Genomic DNA, 24,626 nt, shown 5'->3' on the forward strand with positions numbered 1-24,626 from the left:
TGCGACAAGGCCACCCGTCGTTCCCGCGAAGGCGGGAACCCAAGTTCTTACTGCAGCCAACGGCTTATCAGCAACTTGGGTTCCCGCCGAGGGCCGCCTTGGCGCGGGAACGACGGGGCGAGTGGTGGGAACGACGAGAGGGGTGACGCGAACGACGCAGTTGGCTGCGTGAGTGACGCAGCGATTTTTCAGCTGTAATCCCGCAAATCCTCGATCACCTTGCCATCGTCAGCCAGGGTTCCCGGCGACTCGAACCGCACCTCCCCGCGCAGCTTGGTCACCTCGCGAATCGACTCCACGATCGCCGCCGCCTGCGCCGCGTCCGGCGCCGTGGCCACCTCGCAGTGCAAGGTCATCACATCGTTCGCCATCCTCCCGGTCACCACCAAACGCGCCTTCAAAATCCCCGGATGGCGCCGCACGATATTATTCACTTGCGACGGATGCACGAACATCGCGCGCACCTTGGTAGTCTGGTCGGCCCGTCCCAGCCAGCCGCGAATCCGGCTGTTGGTGCGCCCGCAGCGCGATGGCTCCGCATCGACCAGCAGCGCCGACATATCTCCCGTCGCAAACCGGATCAGCGGATAATCGGCATTAAACAAGGTCACCACGATCTCGCCGATATCGCCCGGCGCCACCGGCTCGCCGCTGCCGGGGCGCACGATTTCGAGCAGCACATCCTCGTCGAGCATCATGCCGGGATTGAGCACCCCGCCGGTCGCCGTCTCGTACGCCATGCTGCCGATATCGGCCGACGCATAGGTCTGGAACACATGCGGCACGCCGTTCTCGCGAAACCATGTGCGCAAGGACTCCGGCAGCGCCTCGGCGCCCATCAGCGCGTTCTGCATGCTGCTGATATCGGCCCCCATCTCGCGCGCCTTCTCGATGATGATGCGCAAAAAGGACGGCGTGCCCACGTAGGTATCCGGACGCAGGTCGGCGATCGCCTGCACCTGCATTTCGGTCTGCCCGGCGCCGGCCGGAATCACCGCGCAGCCGATGCGCGCCGCCCCGCCTTCGACCATGAAGGCGGCCGGCGTGAAGTGATACGAAAAACAGTTCTGCAGCAGCCCGCCCGCGCGCACGCCGGCCGCGTACATCGGCCGCGCAAAGCGCCACCAGTCCTGGCCGCGCCCCTCCGGATCGAAAATCGGCCCCGGCGACACATACACGCGCGCCAGCTCGCCCACGGGCGTCACCGCCAGCCCGCCGAACGGACGCGACGCCGTCTGCAGCGCCTTCAGGTCGGCCTTGCGCGTGATCGGCAGCGACGCCAGCGCGGCGCGGCTGTTGATGGCGGTGCTATCGACGCCGTCGAGGATGCGCGCCCAACCCGGCGCGCTGCGGGCGCGCTCGATCAGTTGCGGCAAGCGCGCCATCAGGTCGCGTTCGCGCTCCTGCGGGTCGCGCCTCTCCAATGCGTCGAGCGTGTCGACGGTATCGACGGGGTAGTCCACCTTCATGCTTCTTCTCCGATCTGGCGTTGCAGCTTGCGCGTCAGTTTTGCAAAAATCAGTTCATAGGCGCGCAGCAGCAGCGCCGCCGCTTCGGCATCGCTGAGCGCTTTCGCGTTTTCCACGTACACCCATTTCGCCCGCGCCAGGTAAGGCGCGGGAATGATGCCGGGGCGGTCGGTCAGCTCCAGAAAGCGCTCGTCTTCCACGTTGAAGCAGATGCCTTGGGCGGGCACCGCATGGTCCGACATCGCGAACATTTTCTCGCCCACCGAAAACACCGCCCGCGTGTCCCACTTCCGGTCTTCGGTCGCGCCGGGAAAGGTGCGGCACAGCGCCTTGGCAACTTCAAAATCCATGGTCGATCCTTTAAGCCAGCCAGCGTTTGCGGCGGCGATAAAATTTCATGTCCCTGAAGCTCTTGCGCCCCGCCCCCGACACGCCCAGATAGAACTCCTTCACATCCTCGTTGCTGGCCAGGTCCTTCGCCTCGCCTTCCATCACCACACGCCCGTTTTCGAGGATGTAGCCAAAGTCGGCGTAGCGCAGCGCCACCGTGGTGTTCTGCTCGGCCAGCAAAAACGACACGCCTTCCTTCTGATTGAGATCCTTGACGATGTCGAAGATCTCTTCGACGATCTGCGGCGCGATGCCCATCGACGGTTCATCGAGCAAAATCATGGACGGCTTGGCCATCAGCGCGCGTCCGATCGCGCACATCTGCTGTTCGCCGCCCGATGTGTAGCCGGCCTGGCTGCCGCGCCGCTCTTTCAGGCGCGGAAAATACTGATACACCGCTTCCAGCGCGGCTTTCAGTTCGGCGCGCGAGATATTGCGCGTGTAAGCGCCGGTCAGCAGGTTTTCTTCGATGGTCAGGTGGCCGAAGCAGTGACGGCCCTCCATCACCTGCGACAGGCCGCGCTTGACCAGCTCATTGGGCGTGAGGTGATCCACCCGTTCACCCTTGAACTGCACCTCGCCCTTGGTCACGTCGCCACGTTCGCCGCGCAGCAGGGTCGAAATGGTTTTCAGCGTGGTCGACTTGCCGGCGCCGTTGGCGCCCAGCAGGGCCACGATCTTGCCCTTCGGGACCTGTAGCGACACGCCCTTCAAAACCAGGATCACATGGTCGTAAATGACTTCGATGTTATTGACCGACAGGTACGGGGTGCTGGCAGCGATGCTGTTCATAGGCTCTTTGCGGTGTAAAAATCCCGCGCGCCGCTGTTCTGGCGCGCGGGCAAGGGACTGGTTTATTTCATGCAGCTTGGCGTGATCTTTTTCTCGGCAGCGTAGGCTGCCGACGACTCCTCGACCAGCTTGCGCGTGAGGGCCTTGTCGCCCACCACCCAGGTCGGCGTGATGGCGATCCACTTCTTGCCGTCCCACTGCTGCACCTTGACCGCACCCGAGCCTTCGTGGTCGTCGCAGCTGGTTTTGATGGTCGGGAACATGCCGAACGCACCCAGCGCCTTCTGGCGCGCCTCGTCCACGTTCAGGTTTTCCAGGCCCCAGCGAATCTGCTCGCCGCTCATGGTCTTGCCCTTGCCGAATTTGTCCTGCGCCACGCGGATCGCCTCCACCCACAAGATGCCCGCGGTCAGGCCGCGCATGTGGTACACCGAGCCGATACGCGCCTGGTCGGCCAGGTTGCCTTTGCCGGCCGCGTAGACCTTCTTGCGGATATCGTCGATCAGCGGGTAGTTACCCGGCGTGTTGAAGGTCATCGAGGTGTAGCCCTTGGCGGCGTCGCCCGACGGGATCATGTCTTCTTCCGAACCGGCCCACCACACGCCCAGCATCTTCTCGCGCGGGAAGCCGTTGCGCTGCGCGGTCTTGATGGCGACCGAATTCATCACGCCCCAGCCCCACAGGATCACGTGGTCCGGCTTGGCCTGGCGGATCTGCAGCCACTGCGACTGCTGTTCGCTGCCCGGCGGCGCCACCGCGATCTTGATCAACTCGAAGCCGTACTGCTTGGCCTGCGCTTCCAGCACCGGCAGCGGTTCCTTGCCGAAGGCCGAATCGTGGTACAGGTGGACGATCTTTTTGCCTTTCAGCTTGGCGTAGCCCCCTTCCTTGTCGGCCAGGTACTTGATCATCGCCGCCGCCTGGTTCCAGTAGCTGGTAATGAGCGGGAATACGTACGGGAACACCTTGCCGTTGGCCGCGTCCGAGCGTCCGTAGCCGAGGGTCGTCATCGGGATCTTGTCCTGCACCAGGCGATCGAGCACGCCGTAAGCGATGCCGGTGGAGAGCGGCTCGACCATGCTGGCGCCGCCGTTCTTGGTCTTGAGCCGTTCGTAGCATTCGATCCCGCGCGACGGGTTGTATTCGGTCTCGCATTCTTCCCACAGGATCTTGACGCCATTGACGCCGCCATTGGCGTTGACCAGGTTGAAGTAATCGATCGCGCCGCCGTAAAAGCCCGAGCCGCCGGACGCGTAGGGACCCACGCGGTAGGAGGGCAGCGCGATAAACTGGTCGGCCGCCTGCACCTGGTTGAAGGCGCCGATCAGGGTGGCGCACAGCATGATGTTCTTCATCTTATGTTTTACGTGATTCATTGTGGTCTCCGGAAGAATGCGTTAATGCGGGAACGGCCAAAGCCGCAGTTTTTCTTTACCTACTTGCCACAGGCGCGCAAGGCCATGCGGCTCCACGATCAGAAAAAAGATAATCAGCGCGCCGAACACCATCAGCTCCAGGTTCGATGCCACCGAGGTTGGCAGCGAGAGGCTATGCGCCAGGATATTCAAGAAGACCGGCAGCAGCACGATGAAGGCCGCGCCAAGGAAGGAGCCAAGCACTGAGCCGACCCCGCCGATGATGATCATGAACAGGATGCGGAACGACAGGTCGAGGTTGTACGCTTCCGGTTCGACCGTGCCCAGATAGGCATAGGCGTACAGCGCGCCGGCCACGCCGCAGTAGAAGGAACTGACCGCGAACGCCAGCAGCTTGGTGCGCATCGGCCGGAAACCAATCACTTCGGCCGCCACGTCCATGTCGCGCACCGCCATCCACGAGCGGCCCACGTTCGAGCGGATCATGTTCTTGGCCAGCAGCGCCATGAGCGCAACGATCGCCAGCACCAGCACGTATTTGCTGGCCGGCGTATCGAACTGGTAACCGAAGATGACGATCTTCTGGGCCGTGATCACACCCGATGCGCTGCCATTGGTCAGGTAGGGGATCTTGGTCAGGCACCAGACCACGAAGAACTGGGTCGCCAGGGTCGACGCGGCCAGGTAGAAGCCGCGGATGCGCAGCGACGGCAGGCCGAAGGCGATGCCCACCATGGCCGCGCACAGGCCACCGAGCACAAAGGCGAGCAGCATCGGAATGCCGGGCAGGCGCGCGATGAAGTTAAACGAGGCGAACGCGCCGACCGCCATGAAGGCGGCGGTGCCGAGCGAGAGCTGGCCGCAATAGCCGGTGAGGATGTTCAGGCCCAGTGCGGCCAGCGAAAAGATCAGGAAGGGAATCAATATCGCCGAGAGCATGTAGGGCGAGGCGAACAGCGGCACGATGCCGAGCGCCAGCAGCAGCAGGGCGCCCAGGGCGATGCGGTCCTGGCGGATCGGGAAGATCTGGCCGTCCGCTTCGTAGGTGGTCTTGAATTGTCCGGCTTCGCGGTAAAACATATCAGATTCTCCGGATGATTTTTTCGCCGAACAAGCCTTCCGGCCGCACCAGCAGGAACAGCAGGGCCAAGACGTACGGGAACCAGCCTTCGATGCCGCCGCCGACCATCGGCCCGATGTAGACCTCGGCCAGTTTTTCGGACGCGCCGATGATCAGGCCACCGACGATGGCGCCGGGGACGGAGGTAAACCCGCCCAGAATGAGTACCGGCAGCGCTTTGAGGGCGATGAAGGTCAGCGCGAACTGCACGCCGTTGCGCGCGCCCCACAACAGGCCCGCCACCAGCGCCACCAGTCCGGCCACGGACCACACCACGGCCCAGATCTGCTGCAGCGGGATGCCGACGGCGAGTGCGGCCTGGTGGTCGTCGGCCACCGCGCGCAGGGCGCGGCCGACTTTGGTTTTCGAGAACAGCAGCGCGAGCGCGGTGACCAGCAGCGCGCAGATGGCGGCTGCGGTAACGTCGAACTGCGAGACGATGATGTTGTAGTTGTCGAGCAGGTAGGGAATCGGCACGTCTTCGATCGGCAGGTCCAGCTTGTGCACCTGCGAGCCCCACAGCAGCTGCGCCAGGCCTTCGATGAAGAAAGCGAGGCCGATGGTGGCCATGAAGAGGGTAATTTCGGGCTGGTTGACCAGCGGGCGCAGGACCACCCGTTCGATGGCCAGGCCGAGCGCGATCATGACGACGATGGTCATCGGGATGGCGAGCCAGATCGAGACGCCGAACTTGTCGATGATGCCGACGCAGGTGAGGGCGGCGAAGAACACCATCGCGCCCTGGGCGAAGTTGAACACGCCGGAAGCTTTGTAGATCAGCACGAAACCGATGGCCACCAGCGCGTACATGACGCCGGAGAGCAGGCCGCCGATGAGGACTTCGAAGAAAAAGTTCATTGCGCTACTCCCAGATACGCATTAATCACGTTTTGATTGCTGCGCACTTCATCGGGCGTGCCATCCCCGATCTTCTTGCCGTAATCGAGCACCACCACGCGGTCCGAAATATCCATCACCACGCCCATGTCGTGCTCGATCAGCACGATGGTGGTCCCGAACTGGTCGTTCACATCGAGGATGAAGCGGCACATGTCCTGCTTCTCTTCCACGTTCATCCCCGCCATCGGCTCGTCGAGCAGCAGAATATCGGGTTCGGCGGCCAGCGCCCGTCCCAGCTCCACGCGCTTTTGCAGCCCGTACGGCAGCCGTCCCACCGGCGTCTTGCGGATCGCCTGGATCTCCAGGAAGTCGATGATCCCTTCCGCCTTTTCGCGGTGCGCAATCTCCTCGCGCCGCGCCGGCCCCCAGTACAAGGCCTGCATCAAAAAATTCGACTTCATCTTCAGGTTACGGCCGGTCATGATGTTGTCCAGCACCGTCATCCCCTTGAACAGCGCGATGTTCTGGAACGTGCGCGCAATGCCCGCCTTGGCCGCGCTGTAGCAGTCCATGTTCTTGCGGTGCTCCCCGCGCAGCACGATCTCCCCTTGCTGCGGGCGGTACACGCCGTTGATCACGTTCAGCATCGAGCTCTTGCCCGCGCCATTCGGTCCGATGATCGCGCGGATTTCGTGCTGCCTGACGTTGAACGAAATATCGGTCAGCGCCTTGACCCCGCCGAACGACAGCGAGATATTGTTCAGGTCAAGGATCACCGGCCCGATCTTGCGCGTCGAGCCCTGCGTCGCTGGATCATTCATCGCTGGTTCATTCTTCGCCGGTTCATTGGGTTCGTTCATGTTCATCGCGACGCGCTCCTCACGCAGCCTTCTCCAAAACGGGGTAGGTAGTGGCCCCGCAGATGCGCAAATCGGCGCTGGCCAATCCCACGCGGCCATCTTCGAATTTGACCTGGGTGCTGATGAACTGACTGGCCTTGTCGGTGTACAGCGCCTCGATCAGCACCGCGTATTTGTCGGCGATGAATTTGCGCCGCACCTTGCGCGTGCGCGTCAGTTCATCGTCGTCCGGGTCTAGTTCTTTGTGCAAGATCAGGAAGCGGTGGATCTGGGTCGCGCCCATCAGCTCCTCGACAGCCAGGTCGGCGTTGACCTTCTCCACGCAGTCGCGTATCAGGTCGTAGGTGGTGCCGTGCGCAGCCAGGTCGGTGTAGCCGGCGTAGGCGATATTGCGCCGCTCGGCCCAGTTGCCGACCGCTTCCATGTCGATATTGATGAACGCGCATACCTGCTTGCGCGCGTTCCCGAACGCGACCGCCTCTTTGATAAACGGGAAGAATTTGAGCTTGTTCTCGATGTAGTTCGGCGCGAAGATCGCGCCGCAGTCCATCTTGCCCACGTCGGCTGCGCGGTCGATGATTTTCAGGTGGCCTTCGCTGTCGAAAATGCCGGCGTCGCCCGTATGAAAGTAGCCGTCGGCGTCGATGACCTCAAGCGTGGCGTCGGCGCGCTTGAAGTAGCCCGCCATCGTGGCGATGGACTTGACCAGCACTTCGCCGCTGGCGGCAATCTTGACCTCGACGCCGGGCGCCGGCAGGCCGACGCTGTCGAATTTGATGTTCCCGTCCGGTTGCAGGCACACGTAGGCGCAGGTTTCGGTGGAGCCGTACAGCTGCTTGAGATTGACGCCGATCGAGCGGTAGAAGCGGAACAGGTCCGGTCCGATCGCCGCGCCGGCGGTGTACGCCACGCGCACGCGCGACAAGCCAAGCACGTTCTTGAGCGGTCCGTACACCAGCAGGCTGCCCAGCGCATACGCGGCGCGATCCGCACTTGACACCGGCTTGCCATCCAAAATATCGGCGCCGCAGCGCTTGGCCACGTCCATGAAGTGGTGGAACATCTTGCGCTTGATGGCGCCGGCATCTTCCATCCGGATCATGACGGTGGTGAGCATGTTCTCGAACACGCGCGGCGGCGCAAAATAGTAGGTCGGCCCGATCTCGCGCAGGTCGGTCAGCACCGTGTCGCCCGACTCCGGGCAGTTGACCGTAAAACCGGCCACCATGGCCTGCGCCAGCGAGAACAGGCAGTCGCCCACCCACGCCATCGGCAGGTATGACAGGATGTCTTCGTGGTCGGTGAGTTTATCGAAACCGACCCCGCCCACGCCCGCCGCCATCAGCGCCGCATGCGACTGGCATACGCCCTTCGGTTTGCCGGTGGTGCCGGAGGTGTACAGGATGATGGCGATGTCGCCGCCGCCGCCCGCCGCCACGGCCGCCTCGAATGCGCCGGGATGGGCTTTGTCCCACGCGCGGCCGAGCACCTGCAGCGCCGCGAACGAGGTCAGGCCGGCCTGCTTGTAGTGGCGCATGCCGCGTTCGTCGTCGAAGGCGATATGGCGCACCTGCGGGCACAGGGCCTGCAATTCGAGCAGCTTGTCGACCTGTTCCTGGTCTTCGACGATGGCAAAGCATATTTCGGCGTCGTTCAATACGTAGGCCATGTCGGCCGCCGGCGCATCCTGGTACAGCGGCACCGGCACGCCGCCCAGGCATTGCGCGGCCAGCATGGCCCAGTACAGGCGCGGGCGGTTGTCGCCGATGATGGCCAGGTTCATTCCGCGCGTAAAACCGAGCGAGGCCAGGCCGCAGGCCAGCGCGCGCACCTCGGCGTTCACCTCCAGCCAGCTCCAGGTCTGCCAGATGCCCAGGTGCTTTTCGCGAAAGGCGGGGCGCTGCGGGCGTTGCTGCCCGTGCGCCAGCAGGCGCCGTGGAAAAGTCTGCAATTGCGAGCCATCGAATGTCTGCACCAGCGTCCCCTTTTGTTTGTCCGGCCCCCCTCCGCAACGGCAAATGCGGGGGTGGCGCGCTTTTTGTGTGATGATATTAGCTCGCGTTGGACAAGGAGGTTGTCTTTTGGATGACAATTGCGCCTCAAATTCGCGACTTTCGATGCTGCGACGCACAATGACAAACCAGACACAGACATTAATAGATCACTTGCGCTCGACCATCTGGGCACGCACCCTCACGCCCGCCGAGATGATCCGGGTGGAGGCCGACTGCTTCGAACAGTTCGTGCCCAAGGGCGGCTTTGTATGCCGCAAGGGTGAGCCGCTGGAAAACTGGGTCGGGATCATCGACGGCCTGGTCAAGATCAACAATTTTTCGCCGTCCGGGAAAAACGTCACTTTCGCCGGCGTGCCGACCGGCGGCTGGTTCGGCGAAGGCTCGCTGCTCAAGGACCAGATCCGCAAATACGATGTGATGGCGCTGCGCGACACCCGCGTGGCGCGCATGCCGCGCGAAACGTTCGAGTGGCTGCTGGAAGTGAGCCTGCCGTTTACCCGCTTTTTGCTGATGCAGCTCAACGAACGCCTGGGCCAGTTCATCGGCCTGGTCGAAAACGACCGCATGCTCGATATCGACACCCGCGTGGCGCGCTGCCTGGCCGCCATGTTCAACTCGCATTTGTATCCGGGGCTGGAAAAGCTGGTGCAGATTTCGCAGGAAGAAATCGGCTACCTGTCGGGCGCTTCGCGCCAGCGCGCAAACCAGGCCTTGCAACTGCTGGAGAAGGAAGGCCTGGTACGGCTCGACTACGGCGGCGTCCGCGTGCTCGACCTGGAAGGGCTGCGCCACTTCCAGGCATGACCTCCGCGTTCGCGCCCGCGTTCGCGTTCGCGCCACGGCCGGGCGCGATAGAGGTATCATAAGACACAATGACACCACCCGATTCAACGCTGCCCATGCCCACCTCCACCGCGCGCGACGAGCGCCTCGCGCAGCTGCGCGCCGCCATGCGGCTCGCGCAGGTCGACGCCTGCGTCATCCCTTCGTCCGATCCGCACCTGTCCGAATACCTGCCCGGCCGCTGGCAGGGGCGCGAATGGCTGACCGGTTTTACCGGCTCGGTCGGCACTTTCATCGCCACCGCCGACTTCGCCGGCTGCTGGACCGACGCCCGCTACTGGACCCAGGCCGCCACCGAACTGGCCGGCAGCAGCGTGCAACTGATGAAAATCCCGTCCGGCGCCAGCCTGCTGCACATCGACTGGCTTGCCGCCAACCTGGCTGCGGGCCAGACGGTGGCGGTGGACGCGCGCGTGCTCGGCCTGTCCAGCGCGCGCCTGCTGGCCGACGCCTTGAAAGCGCGCGGCGTCAATTTGCGCACCGATATCGACCTGCTGGACGCCGTCTGGAGCGAGCGCCCGGCGCTGCCGCCCGCACCGGTGTTCGAGCACGCCGCGCCGTTCGCGTCCCTAAGTCGCGCCGACAAGCTGGCCGCCATCCGCGCCGCCATGGCTACACTGGGCGCGAACCGCCACTTCGTCTCGACTCTCGACGACATCGCCTGGCTGTTCAACCTGCGCGGCGCCGACGTGAGCTACAACCCGGTCTTCCTGGCGCATGCGCTGCTAACAACCGACAGCGCGACCCTGTTCGTGGCCGAAGCCAAGGTCGATGCCGCATTGCGCGCACGCCTGCTGGAAGACGGCGTCAGCCTCGCTCCCTATGAAGACGCCGCCGCCGCCCTGGCCGCATTGCCGGCAGGTGCAACGCTGCTGATCGACCCGCGCCGCATCACCGCCGGCATGCGCGAGGCTGTCGCAGCGGGCATCAACGTGATCGAAGCGGTCAACCCGAGCACCTTCGCCAAGTCCAGGAAATCCGCGCTCGACGCGGCCCACGTGCGAGCCACCATGGAGCAGGACGGCGCCGCCCTGTGCGAATTTTTCGCCTGGCTGGAGGCCGAACTGGCCAACCCGGCGCGCGCGCCGCTGACCGAAGTGGCGATCGATCGCCACATCACGGCCGCGCGCGCACGCCGGCCCGGTTTCGTGAGCCCCAGTTTCGGCACCATCGCCGGTTTTAACGCCAACGGCGCCATCATCCACTACCGCGCCAGCGACGCCGCGCACGCCGTCATCGAAGGCGACGGCCTGCTGCTGATCGACTCCGGCGGCCAGTACCTGGGCGGCACCACCGACATCACCCGCGTGGTGCCGGTCGGCGCCACCAGCGAGGCGCAGCGGCGCGACTTTACCCTGGTGCTTCAGGGCGTGATCGCGTTGTCGTCGGCGCGCTTCCCGCGCGGCACCCGCTCGCCGATGCTCGATGCGCTTGCGCGCGCCCCGATCTGGGCCGCCGGCATCGATTACGGCCACGGCACCGGCCACGGCGTCGGTTTCTTTTTGAATGTGCACGAAGGGCCGCAGTCGATTTCCGCAAGCGCCATGCCGGAGCCGCACACCGCCATGGAAGAAGGCATGATCACCTCGGTCGAACCGGGCATCTACCGGCCCGGCCGCTGGGGCATCCGCATCGAAAACCTGGTTCTCAACGTGGCGGCGGACAGCACCGAATTTGGCCACTGGCTGCGCTTCGAAACCTTGACCCTGTGCCCGATCGACACGCGCTGCCTGCACCTGCCGCTGCTGCGCGCCGACGACATCGCCTGGATCAACGACTACCACGCCACCGTGCGCGCGCGCCTCGCGCCGCATGTCAGCGGCCCGGCCGCCGCCTGGCTTCAACGACGCACACAGGAGATCTGATGTCGACCGCACGTTCAACCCGCGCCAGCGCCGCCGTCGACCGCCTCAAGGTCCGCAGCGGTAACGCCGGCTATTCCATGGCCCGCACCGGCGACGGCCTGTTCTTCCTGTCCGAAGCGCCGGGCGAGCCGCCCCTGTGCGCGCCGCTCGACCTTGATGAGTTTGTCGCCTTCGTCAACAAGCTCGGACCGCAGGTGGCGCGGCGCGTCAGCAAGCTCGATGTCGCCTTCGAAAAGCAGCTGGTGAAAAAGAAGCCCGCACCATAATGTAGTTCCGCACAAGGACAGCGCATGCCCACCATGGAATTACTGTCGGCCTACTGGTCGAAACCCGAAATCGCCACCAATGGGCTGATCCTGCTCAATTTGCTCGGCGCGCTGATACTCGGGCTATTGGTCGGCTACGAACGCTCGTACCACGGGCGCGCGGCCGGCATGCGCACCTATGGCCTGGTGTGCATGGCCTCGGCCGCGCTGACCATCGTGGGCGGCTATCCGGGCTTCTGGTTCGGCGGCCATGGCGCCTCGCTGCTGGCCGCGGTCGACCCCACGCGCGTCATCCAGGGCATCGTCACCGGCATCGGCTTTCTGGGCGCGGGCGTGATCATGCGCGAAGGATTCAATATCAGCGGCCTGACCACGGCGGCGTCGATCTGGACCTCGTCGGTGATCGGCATCCTGGTCGGCGTCGGCTTTTATCTGGCGGCGATGGGGCTGGCCTTCTTTTCGGCGATGATCATGATTTACCTGTCCAAGGTCGAAGCCTGGCTGCCCTCGCGCCACGCGGTGGCGGTGATGATGCGCTTCAAGCACGACTTCGTGCCGCGCGAAGATGCGCTGCGCCGCATCGCGCTGGCGCGCGGCTACGCCATCGCCGGCGGCTCGCTCACCATCGGCAGCGAGAACAATATGCAGGAATGGCGTTTCGTGGCGCTGGCGCTGTCCAAAAAGAGCGGTGCGCCGCTGTCCGACCTGGCGGCCGAACTGGCGCAATTCAACGGCATCGACAGTTTTCAAATCTCCCATGCCCGTAACTAGCCAAGGAGCTGCCATGAAGGCACAAGACGTACTCGATTTCTGGTTCCTGCCCGCCGGCGCCGAAGGCCACGGCCAGGCGCGCGAGGCCTGGTTTCGCAAGAGCGACGCTTTCGACGCCGAGGTGGCCGAGCGCTTCGGCCCCCTGCTCGAACACGCGCTCGCCGGTGGACTGCGCGAGTGGGACGACCAAGGCCCGCAAGGCGCGCTGGCGCGCATCGTGCTGCTCGACCAGCTCACGCGCAACGCCTGGCGCGGCCAGCCGGCGTCGTTTTCTGGCGACGCGCTGGCGCTGGCGGCCGCCATGCGCCTGGTCGAGAGCGGCGCCGACAAAACGCTCACGCCGGTGCAGCGCTGGTTCGCTTACATGCCCTTCGAGCACGCCGAGGATGCCCGCATGCAGGAGCGCGCGGTGGAACTGTTTTCCGACCTGGCGCAGTACGGCACGGCCTTCGAAGGCGCGCTCGATTATGCGCACCGCCACCGTGGCGTGATCGCGCGCTTCGGCCGCTTCCCGCACCGTAACGCGATCCTGGGACGCGCCTCGACGCTTGACGAAATCGCGTTTCTCAAGCAGCCGGGTTCGGGCTTCTAGGTGGTGCGCACGCTCAATATCGTCGGCGCCGGCCATGTGGGGCGCGTGCTGGGGCGCCTGTTCGCCGCCACCGGCGCATTTGCGGTGGGCGATGTGCTGACCCGCTCGCACGCGGGCGCGCTGGACGCCGTCGGCTTCATCGGGGCCGGGCGCGCGGTGTCGGCCATGGACCAGATGCGCAGCGCCGACGTGTGGATGCTGGCCGTCGGCGACGACCAGATCGGCGCCGTGTGCGCGCAACTGGCGCTCTGCCATCCATTACAGGGCGCGATCGTGTTCCATTGCAGCGGCGCCAAGTCGTCGGCGCTGCTGGCGCCGGCCACGCAGGCCGGGGCGCTGGCGGCGAGCGTGCATCCGATCCGCAGCTTTGCCGATCCGGCACAGGTGGCGCAGCACTTCGGCGGCACCTTTTGCGGGGTCGAGGGCGATGCCGGCGCGCTGGCCGTGCTCACGCCGGCCTTGCAAGCGATCGGTGCGCAGCCGGTGGCGATCGACGCGCAAGCAAAAACCGTGTACCACGCGGCCTCGGTGTTCGCTTCGAATTACCTGGTGACGGTGCTCGACGCCGCGCTGCGCGCCTACCAGGCGGCCGGTGTGCCGGAACCGGTGGCGCGCGCGCTGGCGCAGCCGCTGGCGGCGGAAAGCATGGCCAATGTATTTCGCCTGGGCGCGGCAGCGGCGCTGAGCGGGCCGATTGCGCGCGGCGACATGGACACCGTGGCGCGCCAGCAGGCGGCGCTGGCCGCGTGGGACGGGCCGACCGGGGCGCTGTACGCGGCGCTGGTGGCGCCGACGCAGGACCTGGCGCGACGCAAGGCACGCGGCTAAGGAACACGGTTCACGCTTATGCAACGCGGCTGATGCATTAATGCGAAAAGATGCAACCATGCATCGACAAACGCAAAAAATCGCAATAAGCTAGACCGTTACGGTGATGTTGCGGGAGACTTGCCAAAACGGCAGGGATCGCCATGCCGCAGCTTACGTCGACCAGGGAGACCAGCATGCTATTTTTGAAAAGTACGTCTGTCACAAAGGCGCCCGGCATTTATGAAGTCGACATCGCCGCCAAACCGCCTGGCAAGACCTTCGGCGTATTCATCGCCACCGACCCTGACAATCCCCCGAATTCGATTCTCGCCGGCCTGGCCGAGCTGGGCTTCCAGAACACCCACAGCGAGGCCTACACCCACAAGGATCGCGGCAAGGTGCTTGACCTGCACTTTCAAAAAGATGGCACCGACATCTTCAAAGGCTGGAAAACCGAAGAGTGCGAGGAGAACCTGAAAGCCATCGATACCTTGTTCGGCAACGTCGGCATCAGCGTCACGCCGCGCGTGATGTCGCTGGCCGAAGCGTATTCCTGAGCCGACCTAGCTGTAGCGGCTCGCATTTGAAAACGGGCGTGCTCGCATTCGACGCCGTTTTCGGCTCGAATTTTCTGCAACTGGTGGGGTGCCCGTGCTCACGCTATCTGCAAATGAGCTTTCAATCGACGGCGCCAGCTCGCATTCCATGGTGCCGTGTTCGCGCTAACTGCAAGCACCAGAAGGCCATGGATCGTCTCGTTTGGGTCTAGACAATCGGGTGCCGATGTCTCGAAAGTACCGTATCAACCCATGTGAGACACGAAAAGCGTCTCGATGGCAGCGTCACGCATGGGTGTATACAATACAATGCATGACGGCAAGGCTCGCTTTCGGCCATTTGCGGACAGCGGCCCCCTCATTCCAAACCAGCAATGGCTGAATACGTTTAGTGCTCGACGCCAATTTTTTTGAGGTAATCTTAGTGAAAACTCGCGTTACCTTGGCAACGTGTTTCTTTGCCTTTTCCACCTTGGCGACCTCGGCCCTTGCCGGTGAAAGCGGGTGCGCTCAGCAACTTGACGAACAAATGAGAGAAATGCAGGCAATGGTTTCAGGGTATGCAGGATCCGTCACATACAAGAAACTCATGGATCGGGCGATGCAATGCATGAATTCAGGCACGTGCGGAAAGGCTGACCTGTTGATAGGCGCGCAGGAAATTATGCTGGACGAAACCGTGATCGGGCTACAGCGAGAAAAACTCGCCGTGCTCAAAAAATTTCTGGTGCAACAAAAAACGAAGCCCAACTCCAACGACCCTTGCGAGTTAATGAGATCGTTCCCACCAGTTCTTGAGCAAATAAAAGCGTTGAATGAAAAGCAAATCGAAAAATTCCAAGAGCTTTCATCCAGCATGTTCATGCCTATTGGCGGTCAGTCGAAGTAATAGTTACCGTCGCGCCAAATCTAGTCGTCAGCTGAACCTCCGAACAACGGTGCAATTGTGTCGTGTCCGACCTGCAGCGCCTGGCGGTTGGGAATGCTCAACGTTGCGTCCGGTTTGGACGAAGTCGAGCGTCTCCAGTGAGTCGTATGCCGCCCGCCAACTTCAACCCTTCGATCCAGTTTTTTATGGATTGATGCCAACTTTTCATTGACAGTTATCGTGAGCATGCAAAAATGGAATGCGAGTCGGCGCGGAAAAACGCAAGCTCATTTGCAGATAATGTGCGCACGTGTGTTCCGTCATTTGCATTTAATTCGAACCGAAATCGGCGTCAAATGCGAGCATGACCGGTTTCAAATGCGAGCCGTTACACCTAGCCGGCCACCTCGATGTGATACAGGGCCCACGGACAGGCGCCGAAGCGTTCGGCCAGCGGCCGCGCCGCCATGTCCGCAAAGCGGTCCGCATCGTACACCGCCCATAGCGGCCCCAGTCCGCCCAGCGCCATCGGTTTGCCGTCCAGGTGGGTGGCGACAATGAAGCGCTGCGCGCGCGCCTGCGCCACCGGCAGCGCCACCGCATAGCCATCGACCGCGCGCAGCAGCAGTTTGCCGTCCTCGCGCGGGCGCGTGCCGGAGAGCGCCACCACATCGAGCAGCAGCGGGCCGCGCAGCGTGTGCGGCCTGGCGTCGTATTCCAGCGTAGGGCGGATGCTCTGCGCGGGCAGCGCCAGCAGGGCGCCGAAGTCGATGCCGAAGGCTTTGTCGAAGCTGAGCTTTTGCTTGTGCATCATCTGGTCGCGCACCGGGTCGAACGGGCCGCGGTTGCTGTGCGCCAGCGCGCCGGTCAGGGTCAGCAGGGCCGGCCCGGGTGCGCGCCCGGCATTCGCGCCGCCGGCCGCTGCCGGCAGGGCGGCCGCGCTCAGGGCCGCGCCCAGGAAGTGACGTTTTTTCATGCGAAAATAGCTCCGTCGTTAAGAGCCTATTCCAGTAGGCGGGGGGAAGCACATGGCGATGCCTGCCATGCGCGGGCAAGGCGCGAGGAGGCCGCATGGCTAGCCATGCAACGACGAGCAACGCCGCCCCCGTTTGGCAGGCGCGCCAGGTGCGACTCCTGCCTGCTGGAATAGGCTCTAAGTACCCACAGTGTCTTCCTGCCATCATACCGCCCCCATGGACCTGTTTCAAGAAACCCGGCTCACTCCGTTCCCGCTCGACGACGGCGCCTTGTCGGTGCTGCCGCAACTGCCCTTGCGCCTGCCTAACGCCGAGGTGCTGGCGCGCCTGATTGCCGAGACCGACTGGCGCGCCGAGTCGATCACCCTGTGGGGCAAACAGCACCTTCAGCCGCGCCTGACCGCCTGGCATGGCGAGGCGGCCTACACCTATTCCGGCCTGCGCCTCGCACCGCTGCCGTTTTCGCCGCTGCTGCTGGAACTCAAGCATGCCGTCGAGGCCGCCTGCGGGCAGCGCTTCAACAGTGTGTTGCTCAATTACTACCGCAACGAACGCGACAGCATGGGCATGCACAGCGACGACGAAGCCGAGCTCGGAGCGCAGCCGGTGATCGCTTCGCTCAGTTTCGGGGCGTCCCGAACCTTCATCCTGCGCCATAAACGGACGAAACAGACACTTAAACTAGGCTTAAATGACGGTACTCTAATAGTGATGTCAGGAAACACTCAAACGCACTGGCAGCATGGAATCAACAAGTCGACGCGCGCGATCGGGCCACGCGTGAACCTAACTTTCCGCTACATCTATTAATTTGCGCTTAACGTGCGCTAACTGAAAAATACATATAGCTGAACTCCCAGTCAGTTATTTGCCGCGAGGGTGATTTTTCTCGTTACATCTGCTTACAAGTCTTACGGAATGGGACTTCATGCGTCCTTTCGCTGGTGCTATCTTGATTACCTCGCAATTCATTGGGAATTGCGGAACAGACTGTTTCACACAAAGGATTCCGCATGAAAAAGCTCATTTTTGCATTGATCGCCGGCGTCACCGCGATGACCGCCGCACAAGCTCAAAGCCCTGCTCCGTACATCGGCCTGGGCGTGGCATCGTCCGACCACAGTTTCAAAATCGGCGGTAGCGACTTCGACGGCGACGGTTTCAAGCCATCGCTGAAAGTCTTCGGCGGCGTCGACATTACCCCGATGTGGGGCGTGGAAGCCGGTTACACCGACCTGCGCAAGGCTGAATACGATTACAAGATCGGCAACAACAGCTACACCGGCAGCACCGAAGGCAAGCGCGCTTATGTCGCCGGCAAGGGCACCATGCCTGTGAACGAGATGTTCTCGGTCTACGGCAAGCTGGGCGTCGGTTACAGCAAGGTCGACAGCACCTCGTCGAACCTGAACTACAAGGAAAGCGACACCGGCGTGTACGCTGGTGTTGGCGCTCAGTACAACATCAACAAACAGGTCGCCCTGACGCTCGAATATGAGCGCTATGGCAAGAGCAAGGACTTCGGTGCCAAGGCGGACGCCATCACCGTTGGCGCTCGTTACAACTTCTGATGATGGGCCCGGGCTGACGCGCTACGCGCGCAGTCCGGGCCGCTCCTGACAGAAGGGCAGACCGGAACAGGCACGGCGCCTTCCAGTGTGTGCAGCAAGCGCCCCCTCCGCTTGTTGTACCCATCGGGAGGCGCTTTGTTTGTTTACAGGCGCTCGTCCGTCACCATGCCCGCCGCGATGAAGCGGTGCAGCGACGACCATTGCCAGTCGCGCGGCGCGGCGCACAGGCCGTGGCGCAGGGGATTGTGGTGGATGTAGTCGACCAGGCCGGCGTACTCGTCGGCGCCGACCGGATGCTGCTGGTAGTGCGGTTCCCAGATATTGTCCAGGCCCGCTCCCGCGCGCGACTTGCCCAGCGACTTGGAAAACGCGATCTTGACCGCGCGCCAGCGCGCCGCGCAATCGTGGTCGCCCGGGGGCAGGGTCCAGATGGCGTGGGCGTGGTCGGGCAGGGCGACCCAGGCATCGACATGGAATGGTTTGCGGCTGCGCGCCTGGCGGATCGCTTCGCCGAAGGCGGAAATATGGTCGGTCAGCAGGGTGCCGCCGCGCCCGGACAGGCGCACCGTAAAGAAGTAACTGTGCCCGGCGACCCGGTTGGCGCGATAGTCATTCATCTTTCCAGTATGCCGGGCAGGGCGGGCTTGTCGTTCGATCAGCGCCAATGTGGCGTGGTTTTATAGCGAGCTGTGCTGCAAAAAACGCTTGCGCCACCCCGCCGGCGGGGTGGCTTGCGGCACCGCTTACACCGTGAGCGGCTTGTAGCGGATGCGCTTCGGCTTGGCGCCTTCTTCACCCAAACGCTTCTTCTTGTCCGCTTCGTATTCCTGGTAGTTACCGTCGAAGAAGGTCACTTGTGAGTTGCCTTCGAAGGCCAGGATGTGGGTCGCGATACGGTCCAGGAACCAGCGATCGTGGGAAATGACCATGACGCTGCCGGCAAATTCCAGCAAGGCATCTTCCAGCGCGCGCAGGGTTTCCACGTCCAGGTCGTTGGACGGTTCATCGAGCAGCAGCACGTTGCCGCCTTGCAGCAAGGTCTTGGCCAGGTGCAAACGACCGCGTTCACCACCGGAGAGGTTGCCGACGATCTTTTGCTGGTCCGAACCCTTGAAGTTGAAGCGGCCCAGGTAGGCGCGCGACGGCATGTCGAAACGGCCCACGGTGAGCGTGTCGGCGCCGCCGGCCACGTCGTCGAAGACAGTCTTGGTATTGGCCAGGTCGTCGCGGTTCTGGTCGACGATGGATACGCGCGCGGTCTGGCCGATCGCCACTTCGCCGCTGTCTGGCTGCTCTTTGCCGGTGATCATCTTGAACAGGGTCGATTTACCGGCGCCGTTGGGGCCGATGATGCCGACGATCGCACCCGGTGGCACCACGAACGACACATTCTCGATCAGCATGCGGTCGCCGAAGGACTTCGAGACGTTCTTGAATTCGATCACGTCATTGCCCAGGCGCTCGGCCACGGGAATGAAGATCTCGGACGTCTCGTTGCGCTTCTGGTATTCGTGCTCGGACAGCTCGTTAAAGCGCGCCAGGCGGGCCTTGCTCTTGGCCTGGCGGCCCTTCGGATTCTGGCGCACCCATTCCAGTTCCTTGGCGATGGTTTTCTGGCGCGAGGACTCGGTTGCTTCTTCCTGCTTGAGGCGGTTGCTCTTTTGCTCCAGCCACGAGCTGTAGTTGCCTTTCCATGGAATGCCATGGCCGCGGTCGAGTTCGAGAATCCATTCGGCGGCGTTGTCGAGGAAGTAGCGATCGTGGGTGATGGCGACGACGGTGCCCGGGAAGCGCAGCAGGAATTGTTCGAGCCAGTCGACTGATTCGGCGTCCAGGTGATTGGTTGGTTCGTCGAGCAGCAGCATGTCGGGTTTCGACAGCAGCAGGCGGCACAGCGCCACGCGGCGCTTTTCGCCGCCGGACAGGATGCCGATCTTGGCGTCCCACGGCGGCAGGCGCAGCGCGTCGGCGGCCATTTCCAGCTGCAGGTTCAGGTTGCCGCCGTCGGAAGTCGAGATGATCGCTTCCAGGCGCGCCTGTTCGGTCGCCAGCGCATCGAAGTCGGCGTCTTCGTCGGCATACGCCGCGTACACCGCTTCGAGCTTGCCTTGCGCTTCGAACACTTCGCCCAGGCCCGATTCGACCACCTGGCGCACCGTCTGCTCGGGATCGAGCACCGGTTCCTGCGGCAGGTAGCCGATGTTCAGGCCCGGCATCGGCACGGCTTCGCCCTGGATGTCGGTATCGATCCCGGCCATGATTTTCAGCAAGGTCGACTTGCCGGAGCCATTCAGGCCCAGCACGCCGATTTTGGCGCCGGGGAAGAACGACAGGGAAATATCCTTGAGGATCTGACGCTTGGGCGGGACGATTTTGCCCACGCGATTCATGGTATAGACGTAATTGGCCATTGAGTTTCTTGAAATGGGGACGGAAGGTCAACAGGATACAATAAGTCGCCCCGGCTTTGGCTCTTTCCTGCGCCGGCCGGCTGGCCGCTCCGGCGAACAGTGTCCCCTTTTATGCATATTGCAAGTTTTATGCCGGGTGAGTGTCGGGATTATTTACACTTGCAAACATGGCGACGCGCAATGTTTCCGCAAGTCATTGATTTTGCGCATATTTTGCTTTTGGGCATGAAAATTGCTCTATTTGCATTGGGCAGCAAGCGCCAATAAAAACAAATTCCAACTCTTACCTGAAAAGATAACTCAATGACATTTAATTTGATCCGCAGCGTGATGTCGGCCGCCGCACTGATTCTGGCCACCAGCTCGGCGCATGCACTGGTTGTAAGCAACTCCACCAACGCGACCGACCTGGCCAAGGCCTTGGGCGGCACCGGCGTCAGCATCAGCAACGCCAGCCTGGTCAGCGCCACCCCGACCGCGAGCGGCATCTTTACCAAGGGCGGCAATATCGGCTTCGAGCAAGGCGTCCTGCTGACCACCGGCGTGACCAGCTGCGCAGTCGGCGTCAACAACGGCCCTGGTTGCTCGGGCGCCGGCACCACCACCTCGCTGAAATTCGACTTCACCAGCACCACCGGCAACATCTTCTTCAACTATGTGTTCGCTTCCGAGGAATACAACGAATACGTGGGCTCCAAGTTCAACGACCTGTTCGAACTCAAGCTCAACGGCGTGAACATCGCCCTGGTGCCGGGCAACAACGGCGTGGTGTCGATCAATAATGTCAACGCGGGCATCAATGCCGGCTACTACCGCGACAATGGCGCCAACACCATCGCGACCGGTTACGATGGCTTGACCACGGTCATGACCGCCAAGGCCTTCGGCCTGGTTGGCAAGAACACCTTCGAATTCCTGATCCAGGACCGTGGCGACACCAACCTGGACTCGGGCGTGTTCATCCAGGGCGGCACCTTCGCCGCCGATCCGGTCGGCGTGCCTGAACCGGGCAGCCTGGCCCTGCTGGGCCTGGGCCTGGCCGGACTGGCCGTCGCCAAGCGCAAAAAAGCGGCGTAAGCACATCGCCTGATAAAAAATAGCGGCCTGCGGGCCGCTATTTTTTCATGCCGCCGCCGCGCCTATTTTCGCCTGAGCAATCCTTCTGCCGCATACAGCGCCAGCGCGCTCCAGATGATGGCGAAGCCGATCATGCGCTCCTGGGTAAACGCTTCGTGGAACAAAAAGATCCCCAGGCTGAGCTGGATGGTCGGCCCGATGTATTGCAGCAAGCCGAGCACCGACAGGGGAATCTTGCGCGCGCCGCTGGCAAACAGCAGCAGCGGAATGGCCGTGATCGGCCCCGAGGCGATCAGCAGCCAGCGGGTGGTGTTCGATGGCGTATTGAGAAAGGCGTTGTCACCGGTCATGGTCAGCCAGATGACGAAGCCGAGCGCGAACGGGAACAGCAGCATGGTTTCGAAGGACAAGCCTTCCAGCGCGCCCAGCGAGGCGGTCTTGCGCAGCAAGCCGTAGCCGCCGAAGGAGGCGGCCAGCGCCAGCGCGATCCAGGGCATGCGCCCGGCTTGCCAGGTCAGCCACAGCACGCCGCAGGTGGCCAGCGCGATCGCCAGCCACTGGACCACGCGCAAGCGTTCCTTGAGGATCAGAAAGCCGAGCATCACATTGAACAGGGGATTGATGAAGTAGCCCAGGCTCGCTTCGATCACGTGGCCGCTGTTGACCGCCCAGATGTACAGCAGCCAGTTAAGACTGAGCAGCAGGGCGCTGAGCGCGAAACTGGCCACCACGCGCGGCTGGCGGCGCAGTTCGCCCAGCCATTTCCATTGCTGGCGGATGGTTAATACGATTACCAGGAACAGCAGCGACCACAGCACCCGGTGGCCCATGATCTGGGCCGGCGGCACTTCTTTGATGGCGTGGAAATACAAGGGAAACAGACCCCAGCACAGGAAGGCCAGGGCGGCGGACAGGATGCCGGTACGCATGATTGACAATCAGAGATTCATTGGATCAACATTATCCCGCAGTTAGGGGAAGCTTGCTGGCCACCGGCCATTTGCCGATGATGCCAATCTGCCATCGGGAACGCGCTCATCCGCACAGTGGGTTTATCATGGCGTCTTCAAAAGCAAGGGCAATCTTGCTGTCACCAAGGGTATTTATGATGCAACGAAATGTGCTTGCTTTTTCCATGGTCATCTTCTATTGTGCAATGCACCAAAACAAGAATATGGTGCAATCTTGACAGCGCAACACAAGAAGAGCAGCCTGGCGGCCCTGACCCTGGCCGCCGTCGGTATCGTGTACGGCGATATCGGCACCAGTCCCCTGTATACCCTCAAAGCCGTGTTCCACCAAGACCACGGGCTCACCCTGAACACCCCCAACCTGCTGGGCATCATTTCCCTCATTTTTTGGGGCCTGACCCTGATTGTGTCGCTCAAGTACGTCGCCCTGATATTGCGTGCCGACAATCGCGGCGAGGGCGGCATCATGGCATTGATGGCGCTGGCGCTCAATTCGGTGACCAAGGCCTCCAAATGGTATTTCCCGCTGATGGTGCTGGGCGTGTTCGGCGCCACCATGTTCTATGGCGACAGCGTGATCACGCCCGCCATTTCGGTGCTGGGTGCGATCGAAGGGCTGGAAGTGGCGTTGCCCGGCATCCCCAACTGGGTGGTGCTGCTCATTACCGCCGTGGTGCTGGTGGCCCTGTATTCGGTGCAGCGGCGCGGCACGGCCGGCATCGGGCGCTGGTTCGGTCCGGTCATGCTGGTCTGGTTCATCGCCCTGGCGGTGATGGGCGTGGTCAATATTATCGAGGCGCCGCAGATCCTGGCCGCGCTCAATCCCCTGCATGCCTTGCGCTTCATGCTGGAAAACAAGTACACCGCCTTCATCGCGCTCGGCGCGGTGGTGCTCTCGCTGACCGGGGCCGAGGCCTTGTACGCCGACATGGGCCACTTCGGCAAGAAGCCGATCCGCGCGGCCTGGTTCCTGATCGCCTTTCCGGCGCTGGCGCTGAACTACATGGGCCAGGGCGCGCTGCTGATCATGCATCCCGAGCACGTCAGCAATCCTTTCTACAACCAGCTCGGCAGCTGGAGCATCTACCCGCTGGTGCTGCTCTCGACCATGGCCGCCGTGATCGCGTCGCAGGCGACCATTTCCGGCACCTTCTCGATGACCAAGCAAGCCATCGCGCTGGGCCTGATGCCGCGCATGCGCGTGCTGCACACCTCGGAAAGCGAAATCGGCCAGATCTACATCCCGGCCGTCAACTGGCTGCAACTGGTGGTGGTGCTGATCGGCGTATTGATTTTCCAGTCTTCGGACGACATGGCCGGCGCCTACGGCATCGCGGTCACCGCCACCATGCTGTGCACCACCGTGCTGACCTTTTTCGTGACCCGCTACCGCTGGCACCTGCCGCTGGTGCTGTGCTTCGGCGCGACCGGCTTTTTCATCATCATGGACATCATGCTGTTCTCCTCGAGCACCCTGAAACTGTTCCACGGCGGCTGGTTCCCGCTGCTGCTCGGCGCAATTTTGTTTACCGGCATGATGACCTGGAAGCGCGGGCGCCAGCTGGTGTTCGAAAACCTGCAGTCGCACGCCATTCCGCTCGACGAATTCCTGCAGTCGCTGTTCGTGGCGCCGCCCACGCGCGTGTACGGCACCGCGATTTTCCTGCGCGGCGAAAGCGACGGCGTGCCGCACGCGCTGCTGCACAACCTGTCGCACAACAAGGTGCTGCACGAGCGCGTGGTGTTCCTCACCGTGCACATGATGGAAGAGCCATGGGTGCCGGTCGCCGAGCAGGCCAAGGTGACCGACCTGGGCCACAACTGCTTCCAGATCAATGTGTTCTACGGCTTCAAGGATGAACCGGATATTCCCAAGGTGCTGGTCCAGTGCGCCGAGCTCGGCCTGCCGTTCGAGATGATGGAAACCTCCTTCTTCATCGCGCGCCAGACCGTCATTTCGACCCCGGGCAGAGGCATGGCGCCATGGCGCGAGCACCTGTTCGTGACTATGTCGCGCAACGCCCGCGGCGCGGCCGACTACTATCAGATTCCACCGAACCGGGTGATCGAGCTGGGAACCCAGGTCGAAATCTGAACGGCCTGCTTGAAATACACATTGATACATATCCGCGACACTTTTGATGCGTGACGAATAGTGCGGGGACGGGCAACTGCTGCTAAACTT

Annotated in this window: 24 protein-coding genes; 12 read left to right on the plus strand and 12 right to left on the minus strand. The window is 62.7% G+C overall.

The genetic code is table 11. From position 1 onward, the window contains the following. Nucleotides 1–188: 188 nt before the first annotated feature. From F0185_RS14045 to F0185_RS14080, 8 genes are all read right to left on the minus strand, one after another. Nucleotides 189–1,469, minus strand: a complete 1,281-nt coding sequence (locus F0185_RS14045; RefSeq protein WP_167225398.1) for a phenylacetate--CoA ligase family protein — start codon at nt 1,467–1,469, stop codon at nt 189–191. Next, nucleotides 1,466–1,819 carry an MmcQ/YjbR family DNA-binding protein gene (locus tag F0185_RS14050; protein ID WP_167225400.1) on the minus strand — a complete coding sequence of 118 codons (354 nt, stop codon included), beginning with the start codon at nt 1,817–1,819 and terminating at the stop codon, nt 1,466–1,468. Before F0185_RS14050 ends, F0185_RS14045 begins: the two co-directional genes overlap by 4 nt. A gap of 10 nt (nt 1,820–1,829) precedes the next feature. Next, a complete protein-coding gene (locus F0185_RS14055) occupies nt 1,830–2,651 on the minus strand; it encodes an ABC transporter ATP-binding protein (protein ID WP_167225402.1) in 822 nt (273 codons plus the stop codon). 62 nt (nt 2,652–2,713) lie between these two features. After that, nucleotides 2,714–4,006 carry an ABC transporter substrate-binding protein gene (locus tag F0185_RS14060; protein WP_167225828.1) on the minus strand — a complete coding sequence of 431 codons (1,293 nt, stop codon included), beginning with the start codon at nt 4,004–4,006 and terminating at the stop codon, nt 2,714–2,716. 42 nt (nt 4,007–4,048) lie between these two features. Further along, a complete protein-coding gene (locus F0185_RS14065; RefSeq protein ID WP_166891254.1) occupies nt 4,049–5,107 on the minus strand; it encodes a branched-chain amino acid ABC transporter permease in 1,059 nt (352 codons plus the stop codon). A 1-nt stretch (nt 5,108) separates the two neighbouring features. After that, the gene (locus tag F0185_RS14070) at nt 5,109–6,005 is read right to left on the minus strand and encodes a branched-chain amino acid ABC transporter permease (RefSeq protein ID WP_166891256.1); all 897 of its coding nucleotides are present in this window, start codon (nt 6,003–6,005) and stop codon (nt 5,109–5,111) included. Then, entirely contained in the window at nt 6,002–6,808 is an 807-nt protein-coding gene (locus tag F0185_RS14075; RefSeq protein WP_167225404.1) for an ABC transporter ATP-binding protein, read from the minus strand. The genes F0185_RS14070 and F0185_RS14075 overlap by 4 nt, the downstream gene beginning before the upstream one ends. A gap of 58 nt (nt 6,809–6,866) precedes the next feature. Further along, complete coding sequence (locus tag F0185_RS14080) at nt 6,867–8,825, minus strand: AMP-dependent synthetase/ligase (RefSeq protein WP_167225830.1); 1,959 nt, start codon at nt 8,823–8,825, stop codon at nt 6,867–6,869. 154 nt (nt 8,826–8,979) lie between these two features. On the opposite strand from F0185_RS14080, the gene F0185_RS14085 reads away from it, so the two are divergent. From F0185_RS14085 to F0185_RS14120, 8 genes are all read left to right on the plus strand, one after another. Continuing rightward, complete coding sequence (locus F0185_RS14085; protein ID WP_167225406.1) at nt 8,980–9,666, plus strand: Crp/Fnr family transcriptional regulator; 687 nt, start codon at nt 8,980–8,982, stop codon at nt 9,664–9,666. Between the two features lie 95 nt (nt 9,667–9,761). Next, complete coding sequence (locus F0185_RS14090) at nt 9,762–11,570, plus strand: aminopeptidase P family protein (RefSeq protein WP_187362529.1); 1,809 nt, start codon at nt 9,762–9,764, stop codon at nt 11,568–11,570. Further along, a complete protein-coding gene (locus F0185_RS14095; RefSeq protein ID WP_167225409.1) occupies nt 11,570–11,836 on the plus strand; it encodes a hypothetical protein in 267 nt (88 codons plus the stop codon). Before F0185_RS14090 ends, F0185_RS14095 begins: the two co-directional genes overlap by 1 nt. 24 nt (nt 11,837–11,860) lie before the next feature. Beyond that, nucleotides 11,861–12,607, plus strand: a complete 747-nt coding sequence (locus F0185_RS14100; protein WP_167225411.1) for an MgtC/SapB family protein — start codon at nt 11,861–11,863, stop codon at nt 12,605–12,607. 13 nt (nt 12,608–12,620) lie between these two features. Beyond that, nucleotides 12,621–13,199 (plus strand): DUF924 family protein, encoded by a 579-nt coding sequence (locus F0185_RS14105; RefSeq protein ID WP_167225413.1) that lies wholly within the window; start codon nt 12,621–12,623, stop codon nt 13,197–13,199. Continuing rightward, a complete protein-coding gene (locus tag F0185_RS14110) occupies nt 13,200–14,027 on the plus strand; it encodes a Rossmann-like and DUF2520 domain-containing protein (RefSeq protein ID WP_167225415.1) in 828 nt (275 codons plus the stop codon). A 176-nt stretch (nt 14,028–14,203) separates the two neighbouring features. Further along, nucleotides 14,204–14,566 (plus strand): hypothetical protein, encoded by a 363-nt coding sequence (locus F0185_RS14115; RefSeq protein ID WP_167225417.1) that lies wholly within the window; start codon nt 14,204–14,206, stop codon nt 14,564–14,566. Nucleotides 14,567–14,957: 391 nt separating this feature from the next. Then, on the plus strand, nt 14,958–15,455 hold the full coding sequence (locus F0185_RS14120) for a hypothetical protein (RefSeq protein WP_167225419.1): 498 nt from the start codon (nt 14,958–14,960) through the stop codon (nt 15,453–15,455). 373 nt (nt 15,456–15,828) lie between these two features. On the opposite strand, the gene F0185_RS14125 is transcribed toward F0185_RS14120, so the two are convergent. Next, nucleotides 15,829–16,410, minus strand: a complete 582-nt coding sequence (locus F0185_RS14125; protein ID WP_167225420.1) for a putative pterin-binding protein — start codon at nt 16,408–16,410, stop codon at nt 15,829–15,831. Nucleotides 16,411–16,627: 217 nt separating this feature from the next. Between F0185_RS14125 and F0185_RS14130 the strand changes: the two genes are divergently transcribed. Further along, nucleotides 16,628–17,221, plus strand: a complete 594-nt coding sequence (locus F0185_RS14130; RefSeq protein WP_167225422.1) for an alpha-ketoglutarate-dependent dioxygenase AlkB family protein — start codon at nt 16,628–16,630, stop codon at nt 17,219–17,221. 203 nt (nt 17,222–17,424) lie between these two features. Beyond that, entirely contained in the window at nt 17,425–17,982 is a 558-nt protein-coding gene (locus F0185_RS14135) for a porin family protein (RefSeq protein WP_167225424.1), read from the plus strand. Nucleotides 17,983–18,125: 143 nt separating this feature from the next. Here F0185_RS14135 and F0185_RS14140 read toward each other — a convergent pair whose 3' ends face one another. Together F0185_RS14140 and ettA are read right to left on the minus strand one after the other, a co-directional pair. Beyond that, on the minus strand, nt 18,126–18,599 hold the full coding sequence (locus tag F0185_RS14140) for an REP-associated tyrosine transposase (RefSeq protein WP_167225425.1): 474 nt from the start codon (nt 18,597–18,599) through the stop codon (nt 18,126–18,128). 126 nt (nt 18,600–18,725) lie between these two features. Continuing rightward, entirely contained in the window at nt 18,726–20,393 is a 1,668-nt protein-coding gene (ettA, locus tag F0185_RS14145) for an energy-dependent translational throttle protein EttA (RefSeq protein WP_167225427.1), read from the minus strand. A gap of 303 nt (nt 20,394–20,696) precedes the next feature. Here ettA and F0185_RS34815 point away from each other — a divergent pair, with 303 nt between their 5' ends. Next, a complete protein-coding gene (locus F0185_RS34815) occupies nt 20,697–21,470 on the plus strand; it encodes a choice-of-anchor L family PEP-CTERM protein (RefSeq protein ID WP_167225429.1) in 774 nt (257 codons plus the stop codon). Nucleotides 21,471–21,532: 62 nt separating this feature from the next. Here the strand turns inward: F0185_RS34815 and rarD are convergent, their stop codons facing one another. Next, on the minus strand, nt 21,533–22,399 hold the full coding sequence (rarD, locus tag F0185_RS14155; RefSeq protein ID WP_167225833.1) for an EamA family transporter RarD: 867 nt from the start codon (nt 22,397–22,399) through the stop codon (nt 21,533–21,535). Nucleotides 22,400–22,655: 256 nt separating this feature from the next. Here rarD and F0185_RS14160 point away from each other — a divergent pair, with 256 nt between their 5' ends. Beyond that, nucleotides 22,656–24,536 carry a potassium transporter Kup gene (locus F0185_RS14160; protein WP_167225431.1) on the plus strand — a complete coding sequence of 627 codons (1,881 nt, stop codon included), beginning with the start codon at nt 22,656–22,658 and terminating at the stop codon, nt 24,534–24,536. Nucleotides 24,537–24,626: the final 90 nt, after the last annotated feature.

It is taken from the genome of Massilia rubra (genome assembly GCF_011682065.1).
In the GTDB taxonomy this organism is placed as follows: domain Bacteria; phylum Pseudomonadota; class Gammaproteobacteria; order Burkholderiales; family Burkholderiaceae_D; genus Telluria_A; species Telluria_A rubra.